Source organism: Janthinobacterium kumbetense (assembly GCF_023703445.1).
Classification (GTDB): Bacteria; Pseudomonadota; Gammaproteobacteria; order Burkholderiales; family Burkholderiaceae_D; genus Janthinobacterium; species Janthinobacterium kumbetense.
In genome coordinates this window covers 224,801-247,827 of sequence record NZ_JAMQGR010000003.1, presented here as the reverse complement: position 1 = coordinate 247,827, position 23,027 = coordinate 224,801, and the positions used below count along the sequence as shown (strand labels likewise).

Sequence of the window (23,027 nt, the reverse complement as noted above, 5' to 3'; positions counted from 1 at the left end):
ATAAATTATGAAAATAAATACTACTGACGGATCCATCAATATCGGAAAATTCATTACCTTATTCAGAGGTATGAAACGAAATGATTTACTATCACAATCAAAAAAACAAATATGGAAGGATTGGATAAAAAGAGATGGCGAGATAATATCTTACAAGACAACATTAAAAAACGAAAATAAACCGAAAGAAACCATAATTGCAATTGTTTTTTTTGAAAAAAATAATGGCCATATAAAATTCTGGGATATTGGACCAGAAAAAAATACTAATGAAATTCAATCAAAATCGGAAGGGAAATACACGAAAAAAATGAGGGGATGGTTTTTTGAAAACTTCCAACTTACTCTTCCACAATCTGGATCATGGGGCGAGGTAGATGCATTTTATGACCCTCACAATCTTACGACATCAATTATTTGCCACTATCTATATTAGTATGCATGGAAGACAATTTAAAAAACTATTTTTAAGAGCAAAAAATTAAAAAATCAAGTTCGAATTTGACTTACTTTTCACTCTGAACGATACTTTCCATTGCAGACTTACAATATGCCAATCAACTCTGCGACACCAGCACATCAGATTTTCATAAAAATTTTTGCATGACCTCAACGCCCGTCCCCTACATCGGCCGCTTCGCCCCCTCGCCCTCCGGCCCACTGCACATGGGTTCGCTCGTTGCCGCCATGGCCAGTTATCTCGATGCGAAGGTGCATCATGGAACGTGGCTGCTGCGCATCGAGGACCTGGACTATGACCGCAATGTCGAGGGTGCCGATCGGGGCATCCTGGCCAGCCTGCAGCGCTGCGGCATGCAGTGGGATGGCGAGGCGACGTGGCAGAGCCGGCGCTTGCCGCTATACGAGGCGGCGCTGAAACAGTTGCAGGATGATGGCCTTGTGTATGCGTGCGGCTGTTCGCGCAAGGAGATCCAGGATTCGGTGCTGCAGGCGGGCGGGCCCAAGGGCGCAGCTACCGTGTATCCGGGCACTTGCCGCCACGGCTTGGCGCCAGGCAAGGCGGCACGGGCCTTGCGGCTGCGGGTGCCGCAAGGGGCCGATGCGGTGTACGCTTTTGCCGACCGCTGGGCCGGCCCGCAGCGGCAGGACTTGACCAGCGAAGTGGGTGACTTCATCGTGCTGCGCGGCGATGGCTATTGGGCGTATCAGCTGGCCGTCGTCGTCGACGATGGCGCACAAGGCATCACGCAGGTGGTGCGCGGGGCGGACTTACTCGATTCCACACCGCGCCAGCTGTATCTGCAGGATGTGCTGGGCTTGCCCCACCCCGGTTTCCTGCACGTGCCTGTCGTCACGAACGACAGCGGCGAAAAGCTATCCAAGCAGACTGGCGCCCTCGCCTTCGATACGGCAAGCAATGCCGCCGACCTGCTGGCGTCGGCGCTGCTGCCGGCGGCCCGCTTCCTCGGCCTCGAGGTGCGCGCCGACAAGGTGGAAGACTTCTGGCGGCAAGCCATTCCCGCGTGGGCGCGGCGGCTGGCGCAGCTTCCCGAGCACCCATAAAAAAACCCGCCACGGCGAACCGGGCGGGTAGCAATGCAGGCGCCAGCACATGGCCGGCACCTGAAGTCTGGCAATTAGAAGTTGCCTTTAAATTGAACGCCAAACTGACGTGGCTCATTGATGAAGCCCGTGCGGTTGTTGAAGTCGATGGCACCCGTGATACGCTGGGTGTCGGTGATGTTGCGGCCAAAAACGGCCATTTCATACTTGCCGGCATCCCAGGTGTAGCCCACGCGCAAGCCACCTTCGACCATCGGCTTGCCGGTGAACTCGGTGGACTCGTACAGGAAGAAGTTGATCTTGCTGCGGTAAGCCCAGTCCGTGAAGACGAAGAATTCGCCGTTTTCCATCGGGATCGAATAACGGCCCGTGGCGGTAACCGTCCACTTCGGCGCTTGCGGCAACGGATTGCCATTGATGATGGCGAAGCCGGCGGCGTTTTTCGGATCGGTCACGGTGCAGCTGCGGCACGTGGCCACCGACAGGCTCGGATCCTTGATTTCCGTGAAGTTGTAGCTGCCGCCCAGGGACATCTTCAGGCTAGGCGTAACAAAACCTTCCAGTTCCAGTTCCGCGCCGCGGCCATTCGTCTTGGCTGCGTTGATCAAACGCGTCACGTTCGAGGTGCCGCCCACGACCGTCAGTTGCTGGTTTTTGACCTGGTAGTTGTACAGGCTGAAAGCAACGCGGGCACGGCGCTCGAACAGGTCGGCCTTGATGCCCGCTTCGACCGAGGTGATGGTTTCCGCGTCGGCAACCGTTACGGACACCTTGTCGCTGGCTGGCGCAATACTTGGCGCGCGGAAACCGGTAGCGACACGGCCGTAGAAGTTCACGTCCTTGTTGTACTTGTAGGTACCGCTCAGGTCCCAGTTGACCTTGGCTTTGCTGACATCGGCGCTGGTCGGAGAAATCTGGACGATACGGTCCGCTTCAACGGTGTTGAAATCCTTCTTGTCCTTGGTGTAACGCAAGCCTGCACGCAGCATGAAGTCATCGTTGACGGCATAGTTGACGGAACCGAAGGTGGCCCAGGCACTGTTTTTCTGGCGGCTGGCCAGGTGCGAAACGAGCGCATGGTCGCTACCGCCGAAATTATCCGTGTAGCCGTTGGCATCTTCGTTGAAGTAGTACACGCCAGCCTGCCAATTGAGCGGACCGGCATTTTTCGATTCGGCGCGGAATTCTTGCGAGTACTGTTTCACGCTGCTGATGCCGCCAGCCGTTTCAACCGGGAATGGAATCGCTGGCACCATGCCCGGCGCGCCACCGTCGATGTCGCCATGCGACACATACTTGCCTACGCGTTCGAAACCGGTGATCGAGTACAGTTTGACGCCATCGAGTTCCCAGCTCAGGCGGGCGCTGGCGCCATTGGTGCGCAGCTCCTGGAAGTTCAAGGCATCGGTGTAGGATTTGGTCGGATTGAAACCGTCGACCAGGTCATTCGTGCCCAGCTTGATGGCGTTGGCGAAGAACACGCGCGCGCTGCCCGTGGTGCTGCGCTGATGCACATTGAACAGGGCGTTGAACGTGCCGTTCGGCGCATACATCAGTTGCACGCGTTCCGCGTGTTCGTTGTAGCCGTCCAGCGCGTTTTTCTGGCCCGTAAACGTGTTGTCGACGTAATCGTCGCGGTGCTGGCGCAAGGTCGAGACACGCATGGCCCATTCTTTGCTCAGCGGCACGTTGACGGCGCCGTCGAAATTGGTGGTGTTGTGCGTGGCGGCGGAAACGTTGTAATAGCCTTCAACCTTGTCCAGGTTCGGCTTGACGGATTCGAACTTGACCACGCCGGCAGGCGTATTGCGGCCGAACAAGGTGCCTTGCGGGCCGCGCAGCACTTCCACGCCAGCCACGTCGAAAATCGGATAGCCCTTGAGGATAGGATTTTCTTGCACGACATCGTCGTAAATCAGGGAAACAGGTTGCGATGCAAAGATGTTGAAGTCGGTATTGCCGTAGCCGCGGATGTAGAAGCGGGGGAAGGTGCGGCCATTCGACGATTCCACGTTCAGGCTCGGCACTTTGCCGGCCAGCACGCGAATGTCTTGTCCACCGGACACCAGCACGTCGAGCTTTTCATCACGCAGCAGCGACACGGAGACGGGCACGTCGCGGATATTTTCCTTGCGGCGCTGCGCCGTCACGGTCACGGTTTCCAGCTGGCTGGCGGCAGGGGTCGTATCAGCAGCGACTTCATCAGCATAAGCCGAGCCGATAGGCAAGGCAGCGGACAGTGCCAGCATAGCAGCGCTTTTGGCGCACAAACGCTTGTGCATCTTGGACATCTTGATCATGTTGTTTCCCAGAAGTTTAAAAAAGAATTGCGAAACCTGTCTCCGGGTTATGTACGGCGCTGGATGATCGTTTGCACCATTTCGGTGCAACAGCGCGAGCGGATGTCTCTCCGCTCTCGGCGTCACTGGCTCTGCCCTGGCTGTCGTCCAAGCTGACAGCGGTTCTGGCCGCATCTCCGGGATGTCTGATGAACACCAACTTTTAAGTAAGGCGCCAATTTAATTCAAGCGCCTTATGCGCTGCAAGAATATTGTTATGTAAAATATTCATTCATCAACATAAAGGCCAGACTAGTGGTTATTCAGCCACAATAGCGTGCTCGCCTTGCTATTTCCTCCGATGCCATGCCACGTGACGCACCTTTTCGCCAGGCCAGCCGAAAGCGGAATTGCTGCCCTGCGAGACAGCCCCGAGGGTAAAAATAGTTGTAATATCGCCAGAATGAAGTTGCCAGGCCGCCCCATTCCAGTGCGGCGGCGGCCCCCTGCACCATCATCGATAGCCTCCATGTCCGAACCCAGCCAGCCCAGCAACGCCGTCCCGTCCTCCACCGTCGCCGCCCAGGCGGCGCATCTGCTGCTGAGCGCCCATTGCGACATCGTCTGGAGCACGAAAACCTTCGGCCAGTTCGATGCCGACCAGCCGTCCTGGCGCGCCTTCACGGGCCAGACCGAAGCCGAACTGCTGGGCCGCGGCTGGGTCAATGCCCTGCATCCGGACGACCGCAACTTGCCTTACGTCATGCCATCGCATTTGACCAGCGTGTTCGAAGCGGAATACCGGCTGCGCCACGTCAGCGGCGCCTACCGCAACATGCTCGTGCGCATGCTGCCCGTGCTGGCGCCCGACGGCAGCATCGTTGAATGGCTGGGCTCGCATAGCGACGTGACGCGGCAACGGCAGACGGAACAGCGGCTGCGCCTGGCCATGCAGGGCGGCCGCATGGGTACGTGGGAGATCGACCTGGGCAGCGGCAGCATGGCCGGCTCCGACGCCTTCAAGGCGAATCTGGGCCTGCCACCTGACAGCCGCATCGATTACGCGCAGCTGACGGGCGCCATGCTCGACGGCGACCTGCAGCACTGGCAGACGGTGGTGCACGCGGCCATCGCCAGCGCCAGCGATTTCGAAATCGACATCCGCGTGCGCTGGCCCGACGGTTCACTGCACTGGGCGCACATGCGCGGCACCTGCGCCAGCGATGGCGCCGGCAACGTGATCGCCCTGTCCGGCATTTCGCTCGACTTGACGACCAGCAAGCAGAACGAGGAAACCCTGCGCCTGACCCTGGCGGCCGGCGAAGTGGCCACCTGGAACTGGGACATCGTTGCCGACCGGGTCACGGCCGACAGCAATATGGCGCGCTTGTTCCCCGTCAATGCCGATGCGGCCACGGCGGCGCCGCTGGCGCGCTACCTGGACATCATCCATCCCGATGACCGCGAGCAAGTCAGCGCGCAGATTGCCCAGGCGCTGCAGGCGCACACGCCGTTCGAGGCAAGCTACCGCGTCGGCGCCGGCGATGGCCAGTACCGCTCGGTCATCGCGCGGGGCCGCGCGGAATACGCGCCCGATGGCACGCCCCTGCAATTGCCCGGCGTCTTGCTCGACATTACGCGCCAGAAACAGGTGGAAGATGCGCTGCGCCGCAGCGAGGAACGCTATCGCACCCTGATCGAGCTGATGGACCAGGCTTTTTGCGTCATCGAAATGCTGTACGACGAGCAAGGCCGCCCCGTCGATTTCCGCTACCTGGAAGGCAACCCCGCCTTCGTCAAGCAATCGGGACTGGACAATGCCATCGGCAAGACCATCCGCAGCTTCGTGCCCGACCATGACCAGCACTGGTTCGACATGTATGACCAGGTCGTCAAGACCGGCGAGCCCGTACGCTACGAAAACGAAGCCGTGGCCATGGAGCGCTGGTTCGAAGTCTTCGCCGCGCGCCTGGGCGGCCCCGGCAGCCGCCTGCTGACGGTATTGTTCAGCGACATCAGCGAGCGCAAGCGTTCTGAGCAGCAATTGCGCCAGCTGGCCGACAACCTGTCCGAAATGGACCGGCGCAAGACGGAATTCCTGGCCACGCTGGCGCACGAACTGCGCAACCCGCTGGCGCCCATCCGCAACGGCTTGCAAATCATGCGCCTGGCCGCCGACAAGCCCGCCACCGTGGCGAGAGTGCGCGACGTGATGGAGCGGCAAGTCAATCAGATGGTGCATCTGGTCAATGATTTGCTGGACGTGGCACGCATCACGCGGGGCCAGATCGAACTCAAGCTGGAACGCGCGGACTTGAAAACCATCATCGCCAGCGCCGTGGAAACGAGCATGCCGCTGATCGAGGCCAGCCGCCATCAATTGCAGGTGCAAGTCGATGAACAAGCGCTGCCGCTCGAGGCCGACCCTACGCGCCTGGCGCAAGTGCTGGGCAATTTGCTCAACAATGCCGCCAAGTACACGCCGGCCGGCGGCCAGATCAGCTTGCGCGCGCGGCGCGATGGCAATGAGGCATTGATCGAGGTCACGGACAGCGGCGTCGGCATCCCCGCCGAGTCGATCACGACCGTGTTTGACATGTTCACCCAGGTGGGACAGAACATGGGCCGCGCGCAGGGCGGGCTGGGAATCGGCCTGTCGCTGGTGCGGCGCCTGGCCGAGTTGCATGGGGGCAGCGCCACGGCGGCCAGTCCCGGCGCCGGCCTGGGCAGCACCTTCAGCGTGCGCCTGCCCCTGCTGACGGAGGCAGCGATAGCGCCTTCCGCACCAGCCACGCCCGCCAGCACCGCCGGCGGCCCGCATTTCCGCGTGCTGGTGGTCGACGACAATGTCGATGCGGCCGATACCCTTGCCGCCGTGCTCGACATGATGGGCCATGCCACGCAAGTGGCCCACGACGGCGCGCAAGCCCTGGCCGTGGCGCCGCAATTTTTGCCGGACGTCATCTTCCTCGACATCGGCTTGCCCGGCATGAACGGCTACGAAGTGGCGCGCGCGCTGCGCCGGATACCGGCCGGCGCCAACGTCGTGCTCGTTGCCTTGACGGGCTGGGGCGCCGAAAACGACCGCAGCCAGTCGAGCGCGGCCGGCTTCGACCACCATCTGACCAAACCGGCCAACCTGCTTGCCATCGGCGAACTGCTGGCCACCCTTTCCACTCCAACAACACTGACCGACCATGACTGAATCCCTGAACCACGTCCGCCGCCACCTCCTGCTGGCCGGCGGCACCGCCCTGCTGTGCCCGACACCGCTGCTGTTTGCCGCGCCCGCCACCGGCATCGCCGCCGCCCAAACGCAGCTGGCCGCGCTGGAACAGGCCGCAGGCGGACGCCTCGGCGTTGCCGCCTGGCGCCACGGCAGCGAACAGCGCGTTGCCTATCGCGCCGACGAACGCTTCCCCCTGGCCAGCACCTTCAAGGCGATGCTGGCGGGCGCCGTGCTGGCCCGCAGCGTCAGCCAGCCGGGCTTGCTGGACCAGCACGTGCGCTACGAGAAAAAAGAACTGGTCACGTATTCGCCCATCACGGAAAAGCATCTGGCCGACGGCATGAACGTGGCCGACCTGTGCGCCGCCACCTTGCAGTACAGCGACAATAGCGCGGCCAATTTCTTGATGACAATATTGGGCGGACCGCAAGCCGTGACGGCGTTTGCGCGCAGCATCGGCAATACGGTGTTCCAGCTGGAGCGTTGGGAAACGGAATTGAATAGCGCCATCCCCGGCGAAGTGCGTGACACGGCCAGCCCCGCGTCCATGGCGCACAGCTTGCAGCAATTATTATTGGGAAATAGCTTGCCAGCAACGCAGCGCCAGCAACTGGACGCGTGGATGCGCGGCAACACGACGGGCGACAAGCGCATCCGCGCCGGCGTGCCTGCCGGCTGGCAGGTGGCGGATAAAACGGGCTCGGGCGCGTATGGCAGCGTCAACGACATCGGCGTCGCCTACCCGGCCAGCGGCGCGCCGCTGATCATCGCCGTGTACTACACGCGCGAACAGAAAAAAGCCGACACGAATCAGGACATCATCACGGCCGCCACGCGCATCGTGACGGCCGCGTTGACGTAATTACTTCGGCAGCGCAGCCATGAAGCCTGCATACGTGGACCAGGCGGGGTCGGCCGCGCTGCGGATTTCAATCGGGAACTTTGGACGCGGCGCCAGCGCCGTGTTCAGGCGATTGAAGAATTCTTCGCCCGACTGCGTGTAATAAATCCATTCGCGCAAGTTCTCGCCCGTCGACACCAGCGCCAGCGTGGCAAAACCTTCCTCTTCCACCACGGGCGCCAGCGCCGCTTCCAGCTCTTCCATGTGCTCGCGCTCGTTCGGCGCGGGCATGCCCGTCTCGTCCTCATAACGCCAGGCGATGATGATGCGGTCCGGCTGCGACGACAGGTCCCAATCGTCATGGAAAGTGTCGACATAGCGGTAGATGATGGCCATCTCGTCGCTATGCGTGACGATGGTGCCCCAGCTGCGGGCGGAAGTGGAATTTTCGTTCATGGTTGCAACAGTCAAAAAAACAATCGAGGGGGCGCAGCTTACAGCACTGGCGGGCAAGTCACATTCCACGCGTCATACTGGGCACCGCTCTTGCGCAGCCAGACGCGGGCGTAGCTGTCGCGGTCGCTCTTGAACACAAGCGCATAGCGCTCTTCGGCGCGCGGTGCGGCGGCGCCCACGTCGACGGCCGCCAGCGAAAACTTCAGCGCCCGCAACGGGGCGCAGGCCGTATTGCCCGCCATCAATAAGCGCGCCCGCTCCAGCAGCGGCTTCTGGTACAGCAACACACCTTCCAGTTCCGCATCGGGGACGCGCTGCAGCATGCGCACGGGTTCGGCCACGGCGCGGCAAGTGCCACGGTCGAGCCAGGCGTAATACTCCATGCCCGCCTCTTGCCAGCGCGCCAGCTTGCCCTCGCCGTGCAGCACGAACTTGGTGCGCTGCGTGCGGCACAGCGCGCCATGACCGCGATACGGCGCCGTTTCCACGCTGCCCACCACTTCGCTGCCGCGTCCGCCCACCACGGGCACGCTCTCGAACACGGTGCGCGCAGCCGGCTCGCCCGGATATTGCTGCGCATAAAATTCCAGCAAGGACGCGCGCTGCTGCGCATCCACCGCCACCGCCTCGGCGGCACTGGCAGAGAGGCACACAGCCGACACTACGCACAGCGCCAAGGGGCGCACGATATATCTAGGCATGGATCCAAGCATGGCATTCCTTCATCGACGTTCAAGGGCGGGTATCGCCCAAGCGCAGATTATATAGTTACCAGGAAATACCAGGAGCGTGCGGGATCGGGAGGTGCCGAAGCTGGCGAAACCGGCTCGATCTTCAGTCAGCAGTTGACTTGCTGTCCAGTACTTGCCGCAAGACGTGCCGCTTGGCCGCCAGCGCCGCATCCGCCAGGCTCCATTGCTCCAGCCGCAACGCATACGCGGGCGTCATCATCCAGCCGAACACTTCCGCCTTGTCTTCCTCGGGGCCGTAGGCCGCGTACAGGCTGACGAGGCCCGGCTGCGGGTGGCCCAGGTTCTGGAAACCCTTGCCATAGGCCGTGGCGCCGCCCTGGCCGTAGGCTGTGCCGGGCGGGTTCAGGGCCAGCCAGGCTGGGTCGCGGTAATAGAAATCGTTGAACAGCCGGTATTCGATGAAGTGGTAGTACTCGTGGTGCACGCGCAGCTCCATGCCGGATGGACACATCGCGGCCAGCAGGTTATCGGCGTAGACGACGCTGTCGATTTCCGGCGCCGGCATGGCCAGGCGGCGCTGGCCGTCCACGCTCAAATCCTTGACCAGGACGACGTGGCGCAAGCCCGTGCGCGCGAAGACGCCGGCCGGATAGCGCTCCATGGCCGGCAAGACGATGCTGAGAAGCAATTGCAGCCCGGCACGGTCCTGCTCCGACTCCGTAAAGGCGTGCGCTTCGCTGCCGGGCATGGACAAGGTCCAGGCGGGCGCCAGTTGCAAGGCCGCCAGGCGCGCCGTGGCGATCGCCTGCAGCTGCGCCACGCTGGCGTCCCTGGGCGCGACGGGCGCGTAGCGCGCGTTCCAGTCGCATTCGCTGCGCATGCTGTCTTGCTGGGCAGCACGCTCGAACGCTTGCGCCTCGGCGGCCGATGGCGCGGGCGGACCGCCACTGGCGCAAGCGGACAGCAAGGCGACGGCAAGGCAGGACAGCAGGCGGCAAGCGGGCATGGGATTTTTCACTGGCATAAAGTGGGGCGCAATCGCGGCGCCCCATTCTACAAGATGGAAATTTCCCTACGCCATCAGCGCTGGTAATTCTTGAAGAAATTCCAGCTGATCACGGTGGCGTCCGGGCCCAGCTCGTCGCTGAATGGCCAGCCGGGAGGGCCGCCGCTCCACGCGTGGTTCATGCCCTCGACCGTGTACTTTTGCGCGATGACGGCGCCGTTGTGCAAATACGTGTCGATGGAATAGCTGCGGCCGTACGGCACCGTCTGGCGCACGATGCTGTCGGCACGGTAGCGCACGCTGTCATTGTCGAGGCCATCGTCGCCGTAATCGCTCGTTTGCAGGAATTGCTCGATGGTTTGCTCGCCATTGATCGGGTTGACGACGATGTCGGAAGTGCCGTGGAACACCATCGTCGGCATCAATCGGCGCGGCGACCCCGAGCAGCGCCAGGCATCCTTGCCGCGCACTTTCGGGTCGAAGGAGCTGCCGTTGAACAGGGAATCGGCGGCCGTGACCATGCCCGTGGCGCCCTTGTACATGCCGCCCGAATGCACCATCACGGCGGCGAACACGTCCGAGTAGCAGGCGGCCATGATGGACGCCATGGCGCCGCCGGCCGAGATGCCCGTCACATACACGCGGCTGTCCTGCACCGCATACTTGCTCTTGACCTTGTTCAAGATGCCCATCAGCACGGCCGGTTCGCCCGTGCCCCGCTCCTGGTTCAGCGGCAACATGAAATTCCAGCAGCGCATCGGGTTGGCCGTGACGTTCTGGCGCGGATAGACGACGATGAAGTTTTCGCTGTCGGCCAGCTGGTTGTAGCGGCTGACGGCGGCCATGCTGTTGGGCTCGGAGCCGCAGCCGTGCAGCATCAGCACGACGGGCAGCGGCGTATTCGGATTGTAGTTGCTCGGTAGCCAGACCTGGTATTCGCGCGAACCCCACAGGCTCGCGTACAGGCCGAAGTCCCACTGGCCTGCTGCGGCCGGCAGCGCGGCCAGCAAGCCGCAGGCGGCGATGAGTGCAGATAACAAGTGACGCAGTTGCTGATTCAGATGTGCCATGCCAGTCTCCTGATTATTATTAAGGACGAAAACAGCGACAACAAACCGGCTTGATGCATATCAAGCCGGCACTTACGACCAGCGAGGCCGGACCCGGCGGGTCCAGCCCCGATAGTTGAGAACCTTAAAATTTGTAGCCTGCCTTGGCGATGATCTGGCGCGGCGGGCCATAGAAACCGTCGAGGATGAACAACGCAGGAATGTTGTAGCCATCCGTGCGGTAGCGTTTATTGCCCAGGTTGCTGCCATGCAAGCTGAAGGTCCAGTTCTTCGGCGCTTCCCATACGACGCCAGCCGTCCACATGCTGTAGCCGCCCTGCGCCAGCACTTCGCTCAAGTCCGTGGTCGGATACACCTTGCTGCGGTAGCCATAGCCGACCATGCTGCGCAGGGCGCCGCCGAACACGTCGCGGTCCGTGCGCGTCAGGTTCAAGCCCACTTGCCGGCGCGGCGTATTGCTGAACTTTTGCGTATCCGCAATGTTCTTGCCGCCGCTCATGAACTCGTCATAGCTGGCGTTCAGCAAGGCGAGGAAGCCGTTGACTTCCCACTGACGGTTCGGCCGCCACGAGAATTCGAACTCCGCGCCTTTCACGGTGGCCTTGCCCGCATTCGTGAAGTCGCCATAGAAGCCGGGCAAGCCGCCCGGCTGCACGTAGCTGGTGAAGACGGACAACTGGATATCCTTGTAGCGGTTGTAGAACAGGGCCACGTTGGCGTCGAAGGTATCGTCCGGCGCCGCGTACTTCATGCCCACTTCCAGCGCATCGAGTTTTTCATCCTTGTACGGGCGCGCGGAATCGGGCACCACCAGATTGTTGGCGCGCACGTTGTAGCCGCCCGACTTGAAGCCGCGCGACAAGTTGCTGTAGAAATTCGTCGTCTTCGACGCTTCATAGCGCACGGACAATTTCGGCGAGGTATTGCTGACCGACAAAGACTTGTCGAAATCGGCCGCCGTCTGGATCGGCCGCGTGAAGCCCACGTCGGCAAAAGCACGGTTGAGCACGATGGCGCGCTTTTCCTCGCGCGTGTGGCGCAAGCCCGCATTGATGCTCCACGCCTTGCCCACAGGCCAGGTCCAGTCCGTGTACAGCGCCGTGCTGTCCGTCTCCACCGTGCTGACGGCGGCCTGGAACTGGCGCCCCAGGAAATTGTTGTAGATGCCACCGCCGGCCGTGCCTTCGAAGCGGTACAAGCCGATCACGCCGGCGCCATAGTCGCCGCTGTAGGACGCCTGCAATTCCAGGCTTTTCTGCTCGTCGCGCGAGTCGCCGAACACGTCGGCGATGGGCTGCGGCAAGCCGTCGAAGTCGATGGTTTGTTCGGACGTGCTGCGCCGCTTGGCGCCGATCACTTTCACGGACCAGTCGTTCGACAAGGTGTAGTTGGCCACCAGCGAGCCGCCCCGGTTGTGCGTGAAGTTGTTGCCCCGCATGCCGCTCTGGATATCGTAGGCGCTAGTGCTCGGTAGCCGCTTGAGCGGATCGAAGGCGCTCACGCCCATGCGCTGGAAGCCGCGCACGCCCGATTTGTCGTCCGTGGCGTCCAGGCTCAGCACGACGGTCAAGGGGATGTCCTGCGGGAAGTAACCGACGGACAGGCGCGCGGCCGTGCTGTCCTGGTCGCTGACCTGTTCGCCGTTAAACGTGTTGCGGCCGAAACCGTCGCGGTCCAGCTTGGCAGCCGCCAGGCGCGCGCGCCACGTGCCGTTCTCATTGGCCACGTTGAAGGCAGCCTTGAAGTTGCGCTGGTTGTAGTTGCCGATGCCCACTTCCGCCGAAGCGCCGTTTTCCTTCGCCAAGGGGCGCGAAATGTATTTGATGGCGCCGCCGATGGTGTTCTTGCCGTACAGGGTGCCTTGCGGGCCGCGCAGCACTTCGATGCGTTGCACATCGAACACGTCGAGCAGGGCGCCTTGCGGACGGGCCATGTAGACGTCGTCAAAGTAAATGCCCACGCCCGGGTCCACGCCCCAGACGGGGTCGGCCTGGCCGACGCCGCGGATAAATGCCGTCAGGGTGGTATTCGTGCCGCGCGAAGCGTACACGGTCAGGTTCGGCACGCGCTCCTGCAAATCGGCCAGGTTCTGGATATTCGCCCGTTCCAGGGCCTTGGCGGAAAACGCCGTGACGGCCAGCGGCACGTCCTGCAGCCGCTCTTCGCGGCGGCGGGCAGAGACCGTCACGGTTTCCATGCGTTCTTTCGCATCGCTGGCTTCCTGGGCGCTGACGGCAGTTGCCGGGTTGGCTTCCTGCGCCTGGGCCTGGGTGGCAAACGCGCCGGCAACGGCGAGGGCGGCGGGCATCAATTTCAAAGCAAGTTTCATAGCGTCTCCAATGTCAGGCTTGCTTACCGCCAGGGAAAACGGCCGGATTCCAGAATCGCAAGACGTAACGGTACCCGCGCGCAAAAAGCGTGCACCTGCCCTGCGATGACTGTGTTCCGGCCCCCGGCCCGTGCGGCGAGTGGCCTGTTTATTTTGAATTTATGGTAAGGAAGGACTGCAACAAGGTATTCACACGCTGCGCCTGGTCCAGGGGCGTGGCGTGGCGCGAGTTCGCGATGATCTCGATCTCGCACTGCTGAAACTGTGCGGCAAAGGCCCGCTTGCTGGCGACGGGCGTGTAATCCTGGTCCGCCGCCATGATCAGGACGGGCATGGCCAGGGCCTGGAAATGGATGTCGATATCCCAATGGAAAATGGCATCCAGCGCGGCCAGGTAGGCGCGCTTGTCCATGCCCGCCATCTGCGTGGCGAAGCGCTCGACGAGGGCTTGCTGGGCAGGATCGGGAAACAGTTTCTTGCCGATGATCTTGCCCATGGCTTTCAAGCCGAAGGTGGCGATCACCGTGCGGCGCAGCCAGTAGGCAAACAGCAGCGCGGCCGGTTTGCTGCCCTGGAACGGCTGGGAATTGATCAGGCACAAACTGGCGACCCGGCCGGGGGCGCGGTTGGCCATTTCCAGGCCCACCATGCCGCCCAGCGAAAAGCCGACGATGTGCGCGCGCGCCACGTCGAGCTGGTCCATCAGGTTGAAGAGGTCGTTGGCGAAGTCGCCGATCTGCCAGTCGCCGTTGGGCGCCGGACTGGCGCCATGGCCGCGCAGGTCGGGCACGATCAAGCGATGGCTGCTGCCGAGGGCGTCGATTTGCGGGCGCCAGTCTTCGGCGCAGGAACCGAGGCCGTGCAACAAAAACACGGGATCGCCCTGCCCTGCCTGTGTGCCGGGACCGAGGTCGAGATAATGCAATGGAACATCGGATGTCGTGTGACGCCGCATTCTGTCTCCTTGCTGTTGAACATGCTTTGTGTTCAGGTGCAGGAATATATTTTCCTGCTGTTGGAAAACATAATACGGAATCCGAATTCCGATTTCAAGTTAAATCGGTAAATATCTCAAGTCAGGTAATTTAAAGCAACACGGACCAGCTCATCTTCCAGCGCGGCCGCCGACAGGAAGGACAGCGAACCCGACAACACGTGCTGGTTCAGGATGCCCAGCAGCACGGGCGGCACCACCATCATCGCCTGCGTGGGATTCGGATGGCGGATGCTGGCCGACTTGCTGGCCAGCACGGCAACCGTGCGCTGCGAGATCAGATGGTTGATCTGGTGCACCTTGTCGCGGAACTGCGCATCCTGCGAGCAGCGCGTGATCAGGGCGCGCAGCACGCCGCGCCGGCCCATGTTGACGGCCACGAACATGGCCACCATGGCGCGGATGAAGTCTTCCAGGCTGCGCCCTTCCCACTGGCGCAGCTCCGTCAGGGTTTCGACCTTTTCCACCATGTCGGAAAAAAAGCGCTGCAGCAGCAAGCGGCTCAAGGTGTCCTTGTCGCCCAATAAACGGTAAAACGTGCCCACCGAGGTTTCCGCCAGTTTTGCCAGGTCGGCCACGCCGATTTCATCGAAACGGTTTTCCGCCAGCAACTGTTCCCCTACCAGCAGCAAGCGCTCGAAGGCCAGCTTGCTGCGCGCCTGGGTGGGCTCGGGTGGAACGATCAACTGCGGGAAGGGCATCGGGAAGGAAGGCATGCGGCGTCGGCGTCTCGGAATAGTGGAACCTAAGTTCCGTTATGGATGCGCGTATTGTAACGCGGGAGACGGCCGATGGGGAGCGCCGCGTGGCGCCCTGGCGTGCACTAGCGGCCCTGCCACTCCATGTAGACGTCGGCGCGCTGGTAATGGGCCTCGCCGACGGGCCTCGCCACGTGCGTAAAACCGCTGCTTTCATACAGGCGGATGGCGGGCGCCAGCTTGCTGTTCGATTCCAGGAACAGCAATTGCGCGCCGCTGGCCTCGAAGGCGCCGAAGGCCCGTTCGATCAGGCGGCGCGCGATGCCCAGGCCCTGGCACTCGGGGGTGACGGCCATCTTCGACAGCTCGATACTGGCGTCGCCGGCGCGGATCAGGGCGCAGGTGCCGACGATCTTGCCGTCCAAACGCGCAAGAAAAATCTGTCCGCCGTCGTCCAGGATCGAGCGCTGCGGGTCGGACAGCACCTTGTCGTCCAGCGCCTCGACATAGAAATACCGCTCCAGCCAGGCGATATTCAGCCGCTTGAAGTCTGCCGCGTATTGCGGCTCGTAATCGATGATTTCCACGGCCGCCCGCTCGCGCTGGCGCCGGCAGGCGGCGATCGTTTCGCCGAAACCTTGCGCCTGCAGGCGCGCTTCGGCCCGGTCCAGGCTGGCCATCAGCTGCGGCGTCCCCTGCTCGAACACCGTATCGACGGCCGCACGCACGTCGTCCCACAGGGGTGCCATGTTGCGCAGCAACGCTTGCCCGGCGTCGGACAGCGCCAGCAGCCGGCGCCGCTCATCCTTGGCGTCCGGCATCTCCGCCACCACGCCGGCATCGAGCAGCTTGCGCCCCAGCTGCACCACCACCGGGTGCGTCTGCCCGATCTGCGCGGCCAGGGCCGTGATCGCCGTCGGGCCGTTGTCGCGCAGCAGCAATAACAGGGGGAAACAACGCGACGTCAGCTCGACGCCAGCGGCCAGATAGCTGGTATCGACGCCCGCATACAGTTGATCGGAAAGACGGCGCAGGCGGCTGGCCAGCATCAGGGAGCCGTAGGTTTGCAAGTTGGAAGACATGTTGGGCGGGATATATGTAAGTAGTTACGTATACCCTAACGTAAACGGGCTTTCCAAGTCAAGGGCAGGCTTGCCTAGTCCTCATCTTCCGCCAGCGCCTCCTGCAGCCTGGCCTGAAACACGGTCTCGACCAGCTCTTCCAGAGTCGGCCACACCTGCGTCAGCCAGCGCTTGCCCTCTGCACTCACCGCCACATACGGCGCATCGCGCGTGGCGCAGGCCAGGCCGATGGCGATGACTTGCCCCGCATCGTCCAGGCCGCCCGCGATCATGGCGTCGATCGGCAAGGCGATCAGCTCGGCGGTCAGATGCGGACGCAGCAGGCAGGCGGGCGCGATGATGGCGAACGATGCTTCCACGTAACTCCAGCAGTTGGTGGGCCAGTGGGCGGCTTTGACGGCGTCGAGAAAGGCCGCGTCGCCGATGGCACCCGGATGGGCTTGCGCCTGCGCATAAAAGCCGGCCAGGGCGACGAGTTGTGGCGGGGAAGTCCAGGTGGGCATGGGGCAAGTGGGCAAGTGGGGCTGGCGAACGCGGAACCGAAGCCCGGCGTTCGCCATATTACATCACTGAGTTACATCATTTAGTTACATCACTGAGTTACATCACTTAGTTTGACGTGAAGTCGGCGTTATAAACGAAAGACTGGCCCGTTTCCGCCACAAAGAACTTGTAGCTCAGTTTAACCGTTGCGCCATTCGTCTTGGGCGACACCAGCGAGAAGGTGGCGCTGCTGCCGGCAGGAATGACCTGGCCCGACACCAGACCGACGATGGCCGGAACGACCTTGCCGGTACTGTCGACGGCCGTCACATTGGTAATCATGAAGCTCGTCCCGGCGGCGGCCACCTTGAAGGTATCGACCGTAAAGTTGGCCGCGCACGATCCCGAGCACGACTTCTGTACCGTCGCATTGGCGAGGTAAGGCAAGCCGGCCTTCGTCTCGACCGGACCGGCCCCATTGTCCTGCACCTGGTATAAATTGAGCAGATTCGGCGTCGCCGTTACCGTGACATTATCTTCGCCACTATTCACCGAGCCATCGTTGACGATTAATGTCGCGACATAATCACCGGCCATATCTGCGACAAATGTCGGCTGCGCGGCAGTCAGCGACGACAGCACGGCCGCACTGCCAGCAGGCTTGCTCTTCAACTGCCAGCGGTATGTCAAGACATCGCGGTCCGCATCCGTACTGCCAAGTCCCGTCAAACGCACGGTCGTTCCTGGTGCGACAACCTGATCTATGCCCGCATTGGCCATCGGCTCCGCATTGGTCGAGCTTGCAGCGGCAATAATGGTGGCGGTTGATGGTGCACTGTCGACCGTACCGTCATTGACGACAAGGCTGACGACATAGGTTCCCGGCACATTCGCCCAAAATCTGCTGACTGCCTGGCTGCGGTACAATTCGCCGGGAAACGGTTGCAGCATGCTATTTGGCGGCACGGAGATGAACGTCCATTTATAGCTGAGATTGTCGCCGTCCGCATCCGAACTGCCCCTGCCATCGAGGGTCACACCATACGCACCTGCCAGCACACGCTGATCCACCCCGGCATTCGCCACCGGAGCGGCATTCGTGGACGTCGCCGTAATCGTGACGCTCATTGAATCGCTCGATGTCGTTGCGTCCCACACACGCAACGTGGCGACGTACGTGCCAGCCTTGTCGGCGATAAAAGAGGGTTTCACCAGCGTTGCGGACGACAACGTGGCAGTACTCCCCGCAGGACGGTAAGTCAGGGTCCAGTAATACGTCAGGGCATCGCCATTCGCATCGGAACTTGCGCTGCCATCAAGAATGACGGTGTTCCCCTTGAGCACGTTCTGCGCCACGCCCGCATTGGCCAATGGCCGGGCATTGCCGACAACCGCCGTCGTCGTCACGAAAGCCGGCGCACTATCGACCTTGCCATCGTTGACAACCAGGCTCAGTTCATAGGCACCCGGCAAATCCACGCCGACATACGGACGCACGGAGTTTGCATCCACGATCCGTACAGTACTGCCGGCAGGTTTCGATACCAGGCTCCATTTATAGGTGAGGATATCGCCATTCGCATCGCTGCTTGCGCTACCATCCAACATGATACCCATACCCGCAACAATGGTCATTGACTGCCCCGCGTTGGCGACAGGCGGGGCATTGGCTACCGACGCGGCAACCGTCACCGACGACAGCTCGCTGCTGATCTTGCCATCATTGACCATCAGCGTGGCCACGTACACGCCCTCCACATCAGCGGTAAAAGTCGGTTTCACGGCAGATAAGGAATCCAGGACAGCGGCGCTGGATGCAGGTTTGGAGCTGATCACCCATTTGTAGGTCAAGGCATCGCCATTCGCATCGGAGCTGGTGCTCGCGTCCAAGGTCACGACGCTGCCGACCACCACGCTTTGGGCGGGCCCGGCCTGCGCGACGGGCGCCGTATTCGCCACCGGAATGGAAGGGGTAACGGGTGGCACGACTGCGCCGCCATTGTCCGCCGAGTTATTACTTCCGCCGCCACAGGCCGACAAGGCAGCAAAAGCCAGCGCACAAAATAAAATTCTACTATTCACGTGATATTCCGATCAGGTTAATGATATTTCACTCGACCCGAATTATTCACGATAAGTAAAAAATATGATAGGCAACCGCTGAATTGAACGGCATAAAAATATATTAATTCCAGCGCCGCCTTCTTATTATCCATTTCAAGCAGAGAAAAATATCGCGCCACAACCATCTAATAAAATTCATTTGTAACGATGAGTCACCACAGGAAGCCGAATTAATAAACACGAAAACAAGGACGATGCATTTTGATCGAAAAGAAATCTGCCACCATCAATAAAATCACGGGCGGCACAGGTCATAATGGCAGCTCATCGCGATCATTTCATTCATGCCATGCCACCCTCATTCGAACACTGGAAAGCCGAACTTTTAATTGTGGGCAACATCATCCAGGACGACGACACCGCCATGCCGCCCGATGAAGCCCAGCAGCGCTTCCAGCGCTACTGCGCCATGCTCGATGCGCTGACGGGCAAGGAAGGCGCGCAATACGCACTGGCCATCTTTCAATCCGTGCAAGCCGAACACGATTACGGCGCCTATCAGATAGCCAACCGCGCCGCCTGGCGCTACGGCGAGACGGCGTATTGCATGGCACTGCTGCATGAACTGCCGCGCCTGATCGCCACCTTGCCCGACTGGGCGGGCGAGTTTCTCGTCGGTATCGCCAATCGCGCCGGTACGCCCCACGCCTCGGCCATCAACTGCTTCAACTCCCTGCTGGCCGGCGCGCCGCCCGCGCCTCAGGCGCTGATCGCGGCCTTTATTGCCGAGGAAGAAGACGATGGCTGGTTCGGGCATTGCCCTGGCGTGCTGGGCGTCATTGCCGGCGAGCGCTACGCGGGCATCATGCCTGGCCACGCTGGCGCCCCCGGCTACCAGCTGTTCCTGCTGCCCGGCGAGGCCGGCGCCCTGCCCTGGCAAGCCGCGCTCGACTGGGCCGCGGCGCGCGGCGCCTGCCTGCCCACGCGCAGCGAACTGGCCTTGCTGCACGCCAACTTGCGCGACGCCTTTCCGGATGCCTGGTACTGGTCGTCGGAAGCGGACGCCATCCTGCCCCGCCTGGCCTGGAGCCACGATTTCGATAACGGCACCCAATACAACTTTCGCAAGACCTACAGCGGCCGCGCCTGCGCCGTGCGCCGGGTCGAATTGGCGCCAGCGGCGGCCGCCCCCGTCCCCTTGCGGCAGGGCGAGCGCTATGCCGGCCTGATTCTCGGCAAGGATGGCGCGCCCGACTACCATCTGCTATTGCAGCCGGACAAGCTCGAGCCGGAGTACGACTCGTGGCAAGCCACGTCGGACTGGGCCGCCAGCCTCGGCCACAGCTTGCCGGATCGACGCGAGCAGACCTTGCTGTATGCGACATTGAAAGAGGCATTCCGGCCAAACTGGCACTGGTCGAGCGAGCCGGGCGACATCGAAGACGAAGCCTGGTGCAAGGACTTTGACACGGGCGTCGCCTATCAGACTTTGCGCGAGTTCGACGGCTACGCGCTCTGCGTGCGCCGGGTGCTTGTATAGTGCGCGTTTGCTCAGCCGAGCTGTCCCATCAAGGAAAACCATGCTGTTATCACTCGACGATCCCCTCTGGCCCACCCTAGAAGGCGGCTACCGCGTACCTTACGACGTGGCCGAGGCGCTCAAGGTCATGCAGGCGGGCGAAGACGTCTGGCATGAGCTGTGGGAAGAGCTGCACCACCAGGGCGACGTGGGCGTCGCCTCGTATGCGGCCGTACCCCAGCTCGTCGCCATGCTGGGCGGCGCGCAAGCGCGCGAAGAAGATTTCTATGCGCTCATCGCCCTGATTGAAATCGAGCGCCACCGCAAACACAATCCGCCTCTGCCGGACTGGCTGGCCGACAGCTACCGCGATGCCTGGGCGCAACTGCCCGCCATCGCCGCGCGCGACTTGCAGGGCCAGCTCGACCCCGTCATGCTGGAATCCGTGTTCGCCGTGCTGGCCCTGGCCAAGGGCAACTTGCGCCTGGGCGCCCTGCTGCTGCAGATGGACTCATCCGAAGCGGACGAGTGGCTGGAAGAGCGTCTCGGCTGGTCCGAGGTCTACGGCAAGGACGCGTAAGAGTCAGAAACGCTCGTCGCGCAGCGCGGGCATCACCAGTTCGCGCACGAACGAGGCGTTCGACAGGTTCAGCAGCATGCGCACGACGGCAACGACGTCATGCACGGGTATCAGCTCGCCTTCGCCGCGCGCGCTAGCGTCCGCCAGCGGCACGGACAAGCCATCGTAGGTATTCAGGTAACCGAGTTGCAGCGCCGTCACGGCCAGCCCCTGTTCGCGGAAACCTTCGCGCAAGGCGTCGGCGATGCCGTTCAAGGCGAATTTCGACGCGCTGAACGTCACTTCCGGGCGGCCGCTCTGGCGCAGGCCGGACGTCGACCCCGTGAGTATCAGCTGCGGCTTGTTGCTGGCCAGCAAGCGGGGCACCAGGCGCTTGAGCAGCAATATCGTCGCCGTGATATTCGTATTGACCATGTCGACGATGGCGTCGTCCGCATCGCCGAGAAAAGCGTAGTCATCGCTGAAGGCCTTTTCTTCCCACACGCCCAGGTTGTAGATCACCGCGTCCAGCGCGGCCGGCGCTGCACGCGCGATGCGTTCGACGGCCTCGGCGGGCGCGGCCAGGTCCGCCGCGATCCATTGCAGCTGCGTGCCCTGGCCGGCGGGCAAGTCGGCAGGTTGCTGGCGCGATACGCCGATGACGGCGTGCCCGTCAGCGAGCAAACCGTCCACCAGCGCGCGTCCCAGGCCCCGGCTGGCGCCCACGATCATGATGTGCATACTGTGTCCTTTGCAATGAAGTCAACGCCGATGATAGCGGCGTTGTATTAAGCACAGCTGAGGCGGCTCCCCCTCCCCCCGCATTTACTCACGCGGCGGAAATGCGTATGCTAGGTCTGGCAATCTCCCATAACACACAAGAACGAGACACATGCCTACCTCCGACACCGCCGCAAGCAACGCCGCAAGCCGTCCCCTCACCCAGCAAGACTACAAGACCCTGTCGCTGGCCGCCCTGGGCGGCGCGCTGGAATTCTACGACTTCATCATCTTCGTCTTCTTTGCCAACGCCATCGGCCAGTTGTTCTTCCCGCCGGAAATGCCGGAATGGCTGCGCCTGCTGCAAACCTTCGGCATCTTCGCCGCCGGCTACGTCGTGCGTCCGCTGGGCGGCATCGTCATGGCCCACTTCGGCGACTTGCTCGGCCGCAAGCGCATGTTCACCCTGTCCATCCTGATGATGGCCGTGCCGACCTTGCTGATCGGCCTGCTGCCCACGTATGCCACCATCGGCCTGGCCGCCCCGCTGCTGCTGCTGTTGATGCGCATCTTCCAGGGCGCGGCCGTGGGCGGCGAAGTGCCGGGCGCCTGGGTGTTCGTGTCCGAACACGTGCCCAGCCGTTTCACGGGCTTTGCCTGCGGCGTGCTGACGGCGGGCCTGACTGTCGGTATTTTGTTGGGTTCGCTCGTGGCGACGGGCTTGAACACCGTCTACACGCCGGCGGAAATCACCGATGGCGCCTGGCGCTATCCGTTCTTGCTGGGGGGCATCTTCGGCTTCGGCGCCATGTATCTGCGCCGCTGGCTGCATGAAACGCCCGTGTTTGCGGAAATGCAGCAGCGCAAGGCGCTGGCGACGGAAATGCCCTTGAAATCCGTGCTGCGCAGCCACCGCGGCGCCGTCGTCGTCTCGATGCTGCTGACGTGGATGTTGTCGGCCGGCATCGTCGTCGTCATCCTGATGACGCCTGCCCTGCTGCAAAAGATCCACCACATCGCGCCGCGCACCACGCTGGTGGCCAATACCGTGGCGACCCTGTGTCTGGCCTTCGGCTGCATCATCGCCGGCATGCTGGCCGACCGCCTGGGCGGCAAGCGCGTGATCTTCGTCGGTTCCGTGCTGCTGGCCATTTCCACGTACCTCTTCTACACCACCGTCGGCACCCGCCCCGACCTGCTGCTGCCCCTGTACGCCATGACGGGCCTGTTCGTCGGCGTCGTCGGCGCCGTGCCCTACGTGCTGGTGCAAGCGTTTCCGGCCCAGGTACGCTTCTCGGGACTGTCGTTTTCCTACAACTTGTCGTATGCGATTTTCGGCGGCCTGACACCCGTGGTGGTGACCCTGATGCTGAAGAACAACGTACTGGGCCCCGCCTATTACGTGATCGGCGTGTGCGTGGTGGGCATGCTGACGGCCCTGTTCATCAAGGACCAGCGGCAGACGGTGGGACGCTAGATTTG

The 23,027-nt window shown here is 62.0% G+C and carries 19 protein-coding genes; 7 read left to right on the top strand and 12 right to left on the bottom strand.

Features of this window, described 5'->3' with window-relative positions:
- Window positions 1-7 precede the first annotated feature (7 nt).
- Both NCG91_RS11980 and gluQRS read left to right on the top strand, forming a co-directional pair.
- A complete protein-coding gene (locus NCG91_RS11980; RefSeq protein WP_251349857.1) occupies window positions 8-436 on the top strand; it encodes a hypothetical protein in 429 nt (142 codons plus the stop codon).
- Between the two features lie 167 nt (window positions 437-603).
- Entirely contained in the window at window positions 604-1,524 is a 921-nt protein-coding gene (gene gluQRS, locus NCG91_RS11975; protein ID WP_251349856.1) for a tRNA glutamyl-Q(34) synthetase GluQRS, read from the top strand.
- A gap of 74 nt (window positions 1,525-1,598) precedes the next feature.
- On the opposite strand, the gene NCG91_RS11970 is transcribed toward gluQRS, so the two are convergent.
- Complete coding sequence (locus NCG91_RS11970) at window positions 1,599-3,824, bottom strand: TonB-dependent receptor (RefSeq protein WP_251349855.1); 2,226 nt, start codon at window positions 3,822-3,824, stop codon at window positions 1,599-1,601.
- Between the two features lie 508 nt (window positions 3,825-4,332).
- Between NCG91_RS11970 and NCG91_RS11965 the strand changes: the two genes are divergently transcribed.
- Both NCG91_RS11965 and bla read left to right on the top strand, forming a co-directional pair.
- Window positions 4,333-7,008, top strand: coding sequence for a hybrid sensor histidine kinase/response regulator (locus tag NCG91_RS11965; protein ID WP_251349854.1), 2,676 nt, complete (start codon window positions 4,333-4,335; stop codon window positions 7,006-7,008).
- A complete protein-coding gene (gene bla / locus NCG91_RS11960; RefSeq protein WP_251349853.1) occupies window positions 7,001-7,894 on the top strand; it encodes a class A beta-lactamase in 894 nt (297 codons plus the stop codon). Before NCG91_RS11965 ends, bla begins: the two co-directional genes overlap by 8 nt.
- On the opposite strand, the gene NCG91_RS11955 is transcribed toward bla, so the two are convergent.
- The 10 genes from NCG91_RS11955 to NCG91_RS11910 all read right to left on the bottom strand — a co-directional run bounded on the left by NCG91_RS11955 (window position 7,895) and on the right by NCG91_RS11910 (window position 18,765).
- Window positions 7,895-8,329, bottom strand: coding sequence for a DUF695 domain-containing protein (locus NCG91_RS11955; protein WP_070257244.1), 435 nt, complete (start codon window positions 8,327-8,329; stop codon window positions 7,895-7,897).
- Between the two features lie 38 nt (window positions 8,330-8,367).
- The gene (locus NCG91_RS11950) at window positions 8,368-9,030 is read right to left on the bottom strand and encodes a hypothetical protein (protein WP_251349852.1); all 663 of its coding nucleotides are present in this window, start codon (window positions 9,028-9,030) and stop codon (window positions 8,368-8,370) included.
- A gap of 133 nt (window positions 9,031-9,163) precedes the next feature.
- Window positions 9,164-10,027, bottom strand: coding sequence for a hypothetical protein (locus NCG91_RS11945; protein WP_251349851.1), 864 nt, complete (start codon window positions 10,025-10,027; stop codon window positions 9,164-9,166).
- A 74-nt stretch (window positions 10,028-10,101) separates the two neighbouring features.
- The gene (locus NCG91_RS11940; RefSeq protein WP_099665257.1) at window positions 10,102-11,097 is read right to left on the bottom strand and encodes an extracellular catalytic domain type 1 short-chain-length polyhydroxyalkanoate depolymerase; all 996 of its coding nucleotides are present in this window, start codon (window positions 11,095-11,097) and stop codon (window positions 10,102-10,104) included.
- Between the two features lie 124 nt (window positions 11,098-11,221).
- Window positions 11,222-13,426 carry a TonB-dependent receptor gene (locus tag NCG91_RS11935; protein ID WP_251349850.1) on the bottom strand — a complete coding sequence of 735 codons (2,205 nt, stop codon included), beginning with the start codon at window positions 13,424-13,426 and terminating at the stop codon, window positions 11,222-11,224.
- A 148-nt stretch (window positions 13,427-13,574) separates the two neighbouring features.
- Window positions 13,575-14,381 carry an alpha/beta fold hydrolase gene (locus tag NCG91_RS11930; RefSeq protein ID WP_251349849.1) on the bottom strand — a complete coding sequence of 269 codons (807 nt, stop codon included), beginning with the start codon at window positions 14,379-14,381 and terminating at the stop codon, window positions 13,575-13,577.
- A 116-nt stretch (window positions 14,382-14,497) separates the two neighbouring features.
- Window positions 14,498-15,136, bottom strand: a complete 639-nt coding sequence (locus tag NCG91_RS11925) for a TetR/AcrR family transcriptional regulator (protein ID WP_218965280.1) — start codon at window positions 15,134-15,136, stop codon at window positions 14,498-14,500.
- 107 nt (window positions 15,137-15,243) lie between these two features.
- Window positions 15,244-16,200: a bifunctional helix-turn-helix transcriptional regulator/GNAT family N-acetyltransferase gene (locus NCG91_RS11920; RefSeq protein WP_251349848.1), complete on the bottom strand. Its 957-nt coding sequence runs from the start codon at window positions 16,198-16,200 to the stop codon at window positions 15,244-15,246.
- A 74-nt stretch (window positions 16,201-16,274) separates the two neighbouring features.
- Complete coding sequence (locus tag NCG91_RS11915; RefSeq protein WP_251349847.1) at window positions 16,275-16,703, bottom strand: hypothetical protein; 429 nt, start codon at window positions 16,701-16,703, stop codon at window positions 16,275-16,277.
- A gap of 106 nt (window positions 16,704-16,809) precedes the next feature.
- Complete coding sequence (locus NCG91_RS11910) at window positions 16,810-18,765, bottom strand: PKD domain-containing protein (protein WP_251349846.1); 1,956 nt, start codon at window positions 18,763-18,765, stop codon at window positions 16,810-16,812.
- A gap of 331 nt (window positions 18,766-19,096) precedes the next feature.
- On the opposite strand from NCG91_RS11910, the gene NCG91_RS11905 reads away from it, so the two are divergent.
- On the top strand, window positions 19,097-20,287 hold the full coding sequence (locus tag NCG91_RS11905) for a DUF1566 domain-containing protein (RefSeq protein WP_251349845.1): 1,191 nt from the start codon (window positions 19,097-19,099) through the stop codon (window positions 20,285-20,287).
- Between the two features lie 40 nt (window positions 20,288-20,327).
- The gene (locus tag NCG91_RS11900) at window positions 20,328-20,846 is read left to right on the top strand and encodes a hypothetical protein (protein WP_251349844.1); all 519 of its coding nucleotides are present in this window, start codon (window positions 20,328-20,330) and stop codon (window positions 20,844-20,846) included.
- Between the two features lie 3 nt (window positions 20,847-20,849).
- Here NCG91_RS11900 and NCG91_RS11895 read toward each other — a convergent pair whose 3' ends face one another.
- The gene (locus tag NCG91_RS11895; RefSeq protein WP_099665266.1) at window positions 20,850-21,566 is read right to left on the bottom strand and encodes an SDR family NAD(P)-dependent oxidoreductase; all 717 of its coding nucleotides are present in this window, start codon (window positions 21,564-21,566) and stop codon (window positions 20,850-20,852) included.
- Between the two features lie 151 nt (window positions 21,567-21,717).
- Between NCG91_RS11895 and NCG91_RS11890 the strand changes: the two genes are divergently transcribed.
- A complete protein-coding gene (locus NCG91_RS11890; protein WP_099665267.1) occupies window positions 21,718-23,022 on the top strand; it encodes an MFS transporter in 1,305 nt (434 codons plus the stop codon).
- Window positions 23,023-23,027: the final 5 nt, after the last annotated feature.